This is a genomic window from Flavobacterium sp., assembly GCF_020217025.1.
Lineage (GTDB): Bacteria > Bacteroidota > Bacteroidia > Flavobacteriales > Flavobacteriaceae > Flavobacterium.
This window is the reverse complement of record NZ_JAIWOF010000233.1, coordinates 1-10,000: the sequence shown is the minus strand read 5'-3', so window position 1 is coordinate 10,000 and position 10,000 is coordinate 1. Positions and strand designations below refer to the sequence as shown.

Genomic DNA, 10,000 nt, shown 5'->3' with positions numbered 1-10,000 from the left:
AAGACCAATTACAACAAGTATAATAGTGAGACACGTTATTTTCTTATTAGTTTCAATTTGATTACTTAAAAGACTATTTTCTAAATCTTCTTTGTTTATATTATTTTCATATTCTTGTGAGAATGTTTCGTGAGATTTTAGAACACCTAAAGATGTTGACATAATATTATTAAACTGATTATCATATATAATCAAATCTAAAGATTTAAAGTAGTGTAGAATGAATTTTAAACTTTTTTCGTTTGGTTGGTTCTTATCTTCTAGTATAAAAGTTGAAAAATCAAACCCTTTTGAAAAATTATCGTTTAGTACATTTATACTATATAATGCATCGTATAACTCTTTAAAAGTTATAGATTCTTTGTTAGTTAACTCTACAATTTTAACAAGTATCTTATCGTATAATTCGTATCTTTGTTTTACTTTGCTATTTAATGGCATAACTAAAATATTTAAGTGGAGAACCAAACTTACAAAAATATTTCCGAACTTAGAAAGCCGATTTGCTAACAGCGGTTTGTAAAAATTGTGGCTTTTAGGCTCATATGGAAAATTTCGGGCGAAAATAAAATTAGTAATAATCAGGTTTTGTAAGGTGTTGATTCGCCCACAACTTTTACAAGCCACAAAACGTTACCTGCAAGCGTTCCGAGCGACACGAACATCTGAAAAAATAACGAAATTTTCACTACTTTTGCCCAAAAAAACTTAAGTAAAACAATGCTCCAAACAATTCAAATCATTGCTTTAATACAAGGGATTTTTGTCCTTTTTGTCTTGTTTACAAATCGGAAAGATTACAAAAAAACTACTTTTTGGTTGCTCTTTGGAAGTTTAATCTCTGTTTTACTTTACATCTTGGGTGATGACAAAAACAATCTGTTTGTTGAAAATACAGATTGGTTTCTTTTTGATAACACCTTATTTGTAACCTTTCTGTTTTTGTTTTTCAAGTATTACAAAAATGAAAGAGAAAAATTTATAAAATCCAATTATCTATTTTTTCTTCCCAACATTTTTTATTTAATTCTTGAAGTACTCGAAATAAAATTACCCAAAGAAAACTTTAATATTGAAATTCTAGAAGTGATTTTGGAATTAACTTTTGTGATTTATCTAGTCTTAATTTTACATTCTGTTTTTACGAATAAAAGAAGAATTTGGACTACTTATTTTGTTATTCCAATTGTTATTTTACTTGTGTTTTCTTGTATAAATGATACTCTTAAAATAATTGGATTAAAAGAATTATCTTTTTTCAGCAATCAAAACTTTAACTCCTATCTTTTATTAATTGTCGCCTTTCTATTTTACTTTATTTCTTTTAAATTATTGACTAATAACAAATATATTTTGCCAAAAAACGAAATAAGCAAATACAAAAATTCTAATCTGAACACAAAACTGATTGAACAATATAAGTCGGATTTAATTAATGCAATGAAAATAGATAAATTGTACTTGAATGGAAAATTATCCATTCAAGATGTTTCAGAAAAACTCAATATTCCAAAACATTATATTTCGGAAGTTTTAAACGAACACATGAAAACAAATTTCCAAGATTTCATCAATGAATACAGAGTAGAAGAATTTATAAAACGCCTAAAAAATGACCAAAATAATCAATTTACACTTTTAGGAATTGCCATAGATGTGGGTTTTAATTCTAAATCTTCTTTTAATGCTATATTCAAGAAATTCAAAGGTTTAACACCAACTGAATTCAAAAAAAATCTTGTGCAAAACAACTAATTTGTACAAAAAAATTATTCTGCACTTGTCTTTTTTTATTTACTCGTAGTTACTAACGTTATTTGCAGTATAATTTAAAATTGATCAAAAATGTTTCCACAAAATGCATCAAAAAAAGTACTATACTTTTTGATTTTACAACTTTCATTCTTCTCAATCACAAACGCACAAACAAGTGTAACCGTTTCGGGAATTATAAAAGACAAAAATAGCAAAGCTGTTTTGCCTTTTGTAAACGTGTTGTTAAAAACAGAAAAAGACAATTCATTTATTAGTGGGACAGTAACCAACGAAGAAGGACGTTTTTCTTTATCAAAAATAAAATCTGGAAACTACTATTTAGAGGTTTCTTTTATCGGCTACAAAACATCAAAACAATCGCTTTATGTTGGAAATCTAACGGAATTTTTAGACATCAACACTATTGAATTGGAAGAAGAAACTACCACATTACAAGAAGTTGTTGTAACAGGAAAAACTTCCGAATTAAGTGCTGCAATGGACAAAAAAACTTTTTCTCTAAAAGACAATATTAGTCAAAGTGGTGGTTCGGTTTTACAAGCTATGCAAAATTTACCAAGTGTTACAGTACAAGACGGAAAAGTACAACTTCGTGGAAACGATAAAGTGACTGTACTCATTGACGGAAAACAAACAGCATTAACAGGTTTTGGCAACCAAACAGGATTAGATAATATTCCTGCTTCTGCGATTGAAAAAATTGAAATCATCAACAATCCTTCTGCCAAATATGATGCAAATGGAAACGCAGGGATTATCAATATTATTTACAAGAAAAACAAAAAAGATGGTTTTAATGGAAAGTTTGGTTTTACAACAGGTGTAGGTTCTCTTTGGGTGCGAAAAGAAAATTTACCAACCATAAGACCACAATATACTTTTACACCAAAAATCAACCCAAGCGTTTCACTCAATTATAGAAAAAACAAAGTCAATGTCTTTTTTCAAGGCGATTACTTATATACTGAAACGCTTAACAAAAATGAATTTGTAACAAGAAATTACGACAATGGCGATGTAATTAATTCACAATTAAAACGCAACAGAAACACACATTTTACGACATTGAAAAGTGGTTTTGATTATGCAATTAACGACCAAAATTCTTTGACTGTTTCAGGACTTTTTGGAAGTGAAAAAATAATTGACAAAGGCGACCAACCATTTTTTAATGGAGACTTTTCACAACGAAATAGACTTTGGCAGTTTTTAGAAGATGAATTAAAAACAACTATTATGGCAACTGCCATTTATCAACACAAATTTAAAGAAGCAGGACATTTGCTAAATATTGGTTTCAATTACACTTTTCACAGAGAAGACGAAAAATATTTTTACGACAATTATTTGCCAACTTCCACAGGAACAGATGCGTTTAAATTATTATCTGACGAGCAAGTTTATGATTTTAATTTTGACTACATAAAACCACTTAAATACGGACGAATTGAAACAGGAATTAAACTTCGTAACAGAAATATACCGACAAATATGCAATTTATACCAGGTGTAAATTCAGTTTTAGACACCAATGCAGGCGGTTGGGCAACTTATAAAGAACTAATTCCTGCCGTTTATGGAAACTATATTTTTGAAAATAAAAAATGGGAAGCCGAACTAGGTTTAAGAATTGAGTATGTGAAAATTCAATATGACGTTAATCCTAATCATATTGTTTATCAAAGTGATGGATATAATTATACCCAACCGTTTCCAAATTTACGTTTGGCATACAAAATTAACGACAATAACAAAGTTTCTATTTTCTACAACCGAAGAGTTGACCGACCTAACGAAGTTGATATTCGTATTTTTCCAAAATATGACGATGCAGAAATAATTAAAGTTGGGAATCCTGCATTGCGACCACAATTTACAAATTCGATAGAATTGGGCTATAAAAAAAGTTGGGAAAAAGGAAGTTTATATAATGCTATTTATCACAGATTTGCTGACGGAACGATTACAAGAATTTCTAGTACTGTTCCACCAAGTAATTTAATTTATGCAACATTTCAAAACGTAAATAAAAGTTACAACACAGGAATTGAAATGGTTTTAGCACAAGAAATTTCTAAATTGTACGCATTCAATATTAATCTAAACGCATACAGAAATCAAATAGATGCATTTACTGTTGAAAACAAATATCCTACTACACATACATTTTCAGCAGACAAACAAGAAATATATTCTGGAAATATTAAATTGAACAATACGTTTCATTTTCCTAAAAACATAGATGCGCAATTAACAGGTATTTATTTAGCGCCCGACATTATTCCACAAGGAAAAATTAAATCGAGATTTTCATTAGACCTTGGACTAAAAAAAGCAATTCAAAAAGGGAAAGGCGAGCTCTTTTTTAACGCATCAGATTTGCTAAACACAATGATAATCAAAAAAGAAATCAACGGACAAGGCTTTAATTATAACAGTAATGACTATTACGAAACACAAGTAATAAGGCTTGGATATAGTTATAAATTTTAACGGAAAGTGCAATACGGAAAATACGCCAGCAGGTAACAGCCGTTAACCGCTATTGCTGGATTTTCTTGGTTTCACGTCTGTTTTTCACGTAAAAACTTTATCTTAGCAGACAGTACGCAGTTCGCTGGCTTCGCAACAGTCGGTTAGCGGCGAAACGTTAGACTTCATCTCAAACGAAATGAATCTTCACTTAATAACTATATAAATCTTAGTTATGCAAAAATTAAATATAGTGTACTCTACAATTCTATTATTAATCATACAAAACACATATTCTCAAGACAGCATAACTTACACCCAATCTAACTCAATAATGTTTAGTAATAAATATGTGTTTTTTAAAAATGGTACGTTTAAACATTATTATCAAACTGATGACGGACAATATTGGTACGGAATAGGTACGTTTATAGACAAAGGCTGTAAAAGAATTTTGAAATTTGGAGATGCTGATTTAACTTATAAAAAAGATTTTGGATTAATTCATTACGAAGCTAATTTTCAAAGAATATTACGCAAACGAGGAAAGAAATATAAATCTATAGATTATTACTACACATCTAGAAAGAAATATGTTAGATTTAAACAAATAATAACAAATAAATTATAAGCAATTAATTCTATGTTTTTTAATATGATATAAATTGTAAAACTATCTATCTTAAATCAAAATTTATAATAAATGAAAACTCTAATTTTAATGTCGATACTATTTTACCAGTTACAAACTTCTAATATAGTTGGAAAATGGATTTTTTCTAAACATGAATCTAGTAAAAATCTAGATGAGGAAACCAAAGCTATTACTACTAATGCTTTTTCAAAATTCTCTTTTGAATTTAGAAATGATGAAACATACGATATGACCAAAAGACGTAAAAAAGAAAGTGGCACATGGAAATCTGCTGATGGATTTATAATAACAACTAATACCGAAGGATTTATTGATAAAATTAAGTTTATCCAAAAACATAAAGATACCATAAGATTTGAAATTGAAACTGGTGAATTTGTGGTATTTCATAGAACTCAATAAAACAATTTCTTTATACTGATGTTTACCAATGATTATTCATAATCTTTATAAAAAAGCCAGAACTTACATTCTGGCTTTTCTATTTTTTAGCTTATTTTTTTATTCTAATACAAAAGAAACGGATACGTTTGAAATAATCTCAATTTCTCCAATGGCTAATGTTTCTTTTTCAGGCATTTGTTCGTATGCAACATCAACTGATTTCATAGAAGCATAAACTGGTCGTGGATAATTTGTAAATGAGTTATCTGAAATTACTAACGCCTTCCCTACTTTTTGTCCCGCTAAAACAGAAACATAATCTTCTGCTTTTTGTTTGGCATCTATCATGGCTTTTTTACGAGCATCACGTTCAAACTCTTTAATCTTAGACGATTTAAACTCTACTCCTTGAATTGAATTGATGCCGCTATCTACCAAATCCATCATTAACTTATCATATTTAGTTAAGTCTTTCAAATGAATAGAAATCGTTTGATTGGCTACATAATTGTATTTTTTAGTATTATAATCGTAGTTTTTATACAAGTTTACACGTTGTGTTTGATAATCGGCTGTTGGAATTCCGCGTTGCTTGATTAATTTCAAGACTTTATCTACGATTTCATCGTTTTTCTTTTTTACTTCGGCTGCTTCTTTTCCTGTGTTTTCCACAGCAACTGTAATTATAGCTTCGTCTGGAGTTACTTTGATTTTACCTTCACCAGAAATACTAATTTGTGGAACTGTTTTTACTTCTTGTGCTTGTACCATACCTGCTGAGAATAATAGTATCATTACTAGTTTTTTCATAATCTTAATATTTTAATAATTTATAGTTTTCAAGTATTGTGCCAAAAATGAATCCCTTTATATTTTTTTCATTTTAGCCATGATAAATAAAATCACAATAGGAACTAACAATGCTATTACTGTTTTTGGTTCTTCTGTAATTAAAAAAGGAAATTTTACTAAAGTAATTACAAATCCGCCAATAGCGCCACCAAAATGCGCTACATGGCCAATATTATCATTCTTTGCTTTCATACCATAAATTGAAAATAGTAAATAGGCAAATCCGAAGATATAACCTGGAATAAATCCGTACATGTACAAATTAGGTTCTAACAAAATAGCGCTGTAAATAATTCCCATTACCGCACCAGAAGCGCCAACCGCTCGGTAGTAATATTCATCTTTATGAAAATACAAAGTGAGTAAATTTCCCGCAATTAAACTTCCAAAGTACAGATAAGCAAAATACATAGCACCTACACTATTAATTACAAAAGGAGCAAACATATAAAGCGTAAACATATTGAAAAGCAAATGCATCAAATCTACATGTAAAAATCCAGAAGAAAACATTCTAAACTGTTCACCAGAGCGAATGCTTCCAATATGAAATTCGTATTTTCTAAAGAAATGTGTATCGTTAAAACCTTTATAACTAATTAAACCATTAGCCGCAAGAATAACTAATAAAACAATGTTCATAAAGTTTTTTTTGTAAATTTAGGAATACTTTGGCAAATTTACTTGCAAGTAAAAAAGTATATTTGTAAAAATTTAAACGAATGCAATTATTAGTTTACATACTTATCTATCCGATACTGTGGATAATATCTATTCTACCATTCCCTATTTTTTATTTGTTTTCCGATTTTATATGTTTTTTAACCTATAACATTATTGGTTACAGAAAAAAAGTAGTGCGTGCTAACATTAAATTAGCTTTACCCCATTTATCTGATAAAGAAAGACTTGCCATTGAAAAGAAATTTTACAGCCACATGTGTGATATGTTCTTAGAAATGATAAAAACCATTGCCATCTCGCAAAAAGAAATTGAAAAACGATTTACTTTTAGCAACATGGAGGTATATTATGAATTGGAAAAAAAGAACAAAAGTATTGCTTTAATGTGTGCGCATTATGCTAGTTATGAATGGGTAGTATCAATGAATTATTACATTCATTGCAAAGGATTTGGAATTTATAAAAAATTATCCAATCCGTATTTTGACAAATTAGTAAAAAGAATTCGCTCTAAATTTAAAGCCGAATTAATTACTACAAAGCAAACTATTCCAACAATTGCAGAAAATCATAAAAATCATGTTTTAGGTATATATGGCTTTGCTAGTGATCAATCGCCAAAGGCAAATGCTGCTTATCATTGGGCTCCTTTTATGGGACATATTGTTCCCGTTCACACAGGGGCAGAAATGCTTGCTAAACGTTTTGATATGAATGTAATTTTCTTAAAAGTTAAGAAAGTAAAAAGAGGCTATTACGAAGCAAGTTTTGAAATTCTTTCTGAAGATGTAAAATCTGTTCCTAATTACGAGATTACCGATAAATTCTTAAAATTAGTAGAAGAACAAATCTATGAAGCGCCCGAATTTTACTTGTGGACACATAAAAGATGGAAACATACAAAAGAAAAAGCTCAGTAATCACTGAGCTTTCTTTTTATAAATTAAACCAATTGTGAACCATTTCCTTGATTTCACCTTTGGCACTTTTATGAACAAATTCATTGGTTTTAGGATTGTATTCATAATCCGTTCCCCATTCTTTATGATTAGCTGCTAAAGCTTTGATGTTTTCGCAAACGAATTCTATTTCTTCTGTTGTAGTCGTTGGATGAATCGACATACGAATCCATCCCGGTTTTTGAATTAAATCTCCTGAAGAAATTTTACAAACCAAATCATGCGAAGTTTCTTGGTCTACGTGTAACAAATAATGTCCGTAAGTTCCAGCGCAACTACAGCCACCACGCGTTTGAATTCCGAATCTATCATTCAATAATTTTACTCCTAAATTATAATGTAAATCATCAATATAAAACGAAATGACTCCTAACCTATCTTGGTGTTGGTTTGCCAAAATATGTAAATTATCAATATTTCCAAGAGCTTCAAAAATGTAATCAACAATTTCGTGTTCTCTATCTAAAATATTTTGAACGCCCATTTTTTCTTTCAACTGAATCGCCAAAGCCGTTTTCATTACCTGCAAGAAACCTGGAGTTCCACCATCTTCTCTATCTTCGATATTATCGATGTATTTGTGTTCGCCCCAAGGGTTTGTCCAACTTACGGTTCCTCCACCTGGACAATCGGGAACGTTATTTTTGTATAAATCTTTATTGAAAATCAAAACGCCTGAAGTTCCAGGGCCACCTAAAAACTTGTGAGGCGAAAAGAAAATCGCATCCAAATAACTTTCTGAATCTTCTGGATGCATATTGATATTCACATACGGACCCGAACAAGCGAAATCTACAAAGCAAACCCCATTATTTTGGTGCATTAATTTGGCTACTTCGTGATAAGGCGTTCTAATTCCTGTTACGTTTGAACAAGACGTTATTGAAGCTATTTTAAAACTTCTGTCTTTGTATTTTTCTAGTAAATTCTTTAATTCATTAATGCATAACAATCCGTTTTCATCAGCTGGAATTACCACTACATCTGCAATAGTTTCTAACCAAGATGTTTGATTGGAATGGTGTTCCATGTGCGAAATAAAAACGATTGGTTTTAATTCGTTTGGAATCGCTGTAAACTCTTTTAAATTTTCTGGAATACGAAGTCCTAAAATACGTTGGAATTTATTCACAACACCTGTCATTCCCGTTCCATCGGTAATTAAAATATCCGAATCAGATGCATTTACATGATGTTTGATAATATGACGTGCTTCATGATACGCCATTGTCATAGCGGTTCCTGTAACTGAAGTTTCGGTATGCGTATTGGCAACAAACGGACCAAAATCGTTCATCAATTTCTCTTCAATTGGGCGATATAATCTTCCGCTGGCTGTCCAATCGGTGTAAATGATTTTCTTTTCCCCAAAAGGCGATTGAAATTTTTGATTGATACCAATTATATCCTTTCTGAACTCCTCAAAGTAACATTCTAATTGGGTTTTAGTAGTTGTAGTCGACATTGCGTTGTATTTTATTTATTCTTTCGTTTGTCTTTCGTATAAAACCGTTTCTACTGTTTCAAAATCAGTTGGTTTTCCTTGTGTGACAAAATATTTTATTAAAACTTGACCCCATAAATCGCCACAAGAAAATTCAGCAATTATCCATCTGTGGTTAAGAATTTTTGATGTATTAATCAAAAACGGAACACCATCAATTGGTTCATATGGAACAAGCGGATTTCCTTTTTTATTTTCGTTTAAACTAATCAAATCTTCTTTAACTTTTACAGCTACTTTTTGATAATCTAAATTGTTAGAAAAGAAATATTCTTGCGCATCTTCGTCGCTTTCCAAAGCAAAATAATTAGCATTAGCTAAAGTGGCAACAGAATCTCTCGACGTTTTTAAATTCGCTTTTACTTTTAGTACTTCTTTATCTTTAGCATCTAATATTTTGGTTGAATTCACATATTGAAATACATTAAACAATAATGAGAAAATCAAAGTATACAAAATTACGTTCTTCATAAGTATTAAATATTAATTTCTAAATTATCATAAGCTACGAACACATTTTTTGGCAATTTCTTCTGAATTTCTTCATGAAAACCAAACAAATGGCTAATATGTGTTAAATAAGTTGTTTTTGGACGCACCAAAGATATGAAATGTAAAACTTCTTCTAAATTAAAATGTGTTGCATGTGGTTCTTCTCGCAAGCAATTCACTACCAAAACCTTACAATCTTTAATTTTTTCGATTTCAGAAGCT

The 10,000-nt window shown here is 30.1% G+C and carries 10 protein-coding genes and 1 pseudogene; 5 read left to right on the top strand and 6 right to left on the bottom strand.

Features of this window, described 5'->3' with window-relative positions; all coding sequences use genetic code 11:
- On the bottom strand, nt 1-441 hold a 441-nt coding region (locus LDL23_RS12410; protein ID WP_291265983.1), incomplete at its 3' end, for a hypothetical protein.
- A 999-nt stretch (nt 442-1,440) separates the two neighbouring features.
- On the opposite strand from LDL23_RS12410, the gene LDL23_RS12405 reads away from it, so the two are divergent.
- From LDL23_RS12405 to LDL23_RS12390, 4 genes are all read left to right on the top strand, one after another.
- Nucleotides 1,441-1,755, top strand: coding sequence for an AraC family transcriptional regulator (locus LDL23_RS12405; protein ID WP_291265982.1), 315 nt, complete (start codon nt 1,441-1,443; stop codon nt 1,753-1,755).
- 90 nt (nt 1,756-1,845) lie between these two features.
- Nucleotides 1,846-4,269: a TonB-dependent receptor gene (locus tag LDL23_RS12400; protein WP_291265981.1), complete on the top strand. Its 2,424-nt coding sequence runs from the start codon at nt 1,846-1,848 to the stop codon at nt 4,267-4,269.
- A 232-nt stretch (nt 4,270-4,501) separates the two neighbouring features.
- Nucleotides 4,502-4,879, top strand: a complete 378-nt coding sequence (locus tag LDL23_RS12395; protein ID WP_291265980.1) for a hypothetical protein — start codon at nt 4,502-4,504, stop codon at nt 4,877-4,879.
- A 90-nt stretch (nt 4,880-4,969) separates the two neighbouring features.
- On the top strand, nt 4,970-5,305 hold the full coding sequence (locus LDL23_RS12390) for a hypothetical protein (protein ID WP_291265979.1): 336 nt from the start codon (nt 4,970-4,972) through the stop codon (nt 5,303-5,305).
- A gap of 99 nt (nt 5,306-5,404) precedes the next feature.
- Here the strand turns inward: LDL23_RS12390 and LDL23_RS12385 are convergent, their stop codons facing one another.
- Nucleotides 5,405-6,097 (bottom strand): SIMPL domain-containing protein, encoded by a 693-nt coding sequence (locus tag LDL23_RS12385; RefSeq protein WP_291265978.1) that lies wholly within the window; start codon nt 6,095-6,097, stop codon nt 5,405-5,407.
- Between the two features lie 57 nt (nt 6,098-6,154).
- A complete protein-coding gene (locus LDL23_RS12380; RefSeq protein WP_291265977.1) occupies nt 6,155-6,781 on the bottom strand; it encodes a rhomboid family intramembrane serine protease in 627 nt (208 codons plus the stop codon).
- 80 nt (nt 6,782-6,861) lie between these two features.
- On the opposite strand from LDL23_RS12380, the gene LDL23_RS12375 reads away from it, so the two are divergent.
- On the top strand, nt 6,862-7,743 hold the full coding sequence (locus tag LDL23_RS12375; protein ID WP_291265976.1) for a lysophospholipid acyltransferase family protein: 882 nt from the start codon (nt 6,862-6,864) through the stop codon (nt 7,741-7,743).
- 16 nt (nt 7,744-7,759) lie between these two features.
- Here LDL23_RS12375 and LDL23_RS12370 read toward each other — a convergent pair whose 3' ends face one another.
- The 3 genes and pseudogenes from LDL23_RS12370 to LDL23_RS12360 form a co-directional block, all read right to left on the bottom strand.
- Nucleotides 7,760-9,247 (bottom strand): aminotransferase class V-fold PLP-dependent enzyme, encoded by a 1,488-nt coding sequence (locus LDL23_RS12370; RefSeq protein WP_291265975.1) that lies wholly within the window; start codon nt 9,245-9,247, stop codon nt 7,760-7,762.
- A 15-nt stretch (nt 9,248-9,262) separates the two neighbouring features.
- The gene (locus tag LDL23_RS12365) at nt 9,263-9,757 is read right to left on the bottom strand and encodes a hydrolase (RefSeq protein WP_291265974.1); all 495 of its coding nucleotides are present in this window, start codon (nt 9,755-9,757) and stop codon (nt 9,263-9,265) included.
- A gap of 5 nt (nt 9,758-9,762) precedes the next feature.
- Nucleotides 9,763-10,000 (bottom strand): annotated as a pseudogene (locus tag LDL23_RS12360) (MBL fold metallo-hydrolase); the annotation flags it as partial.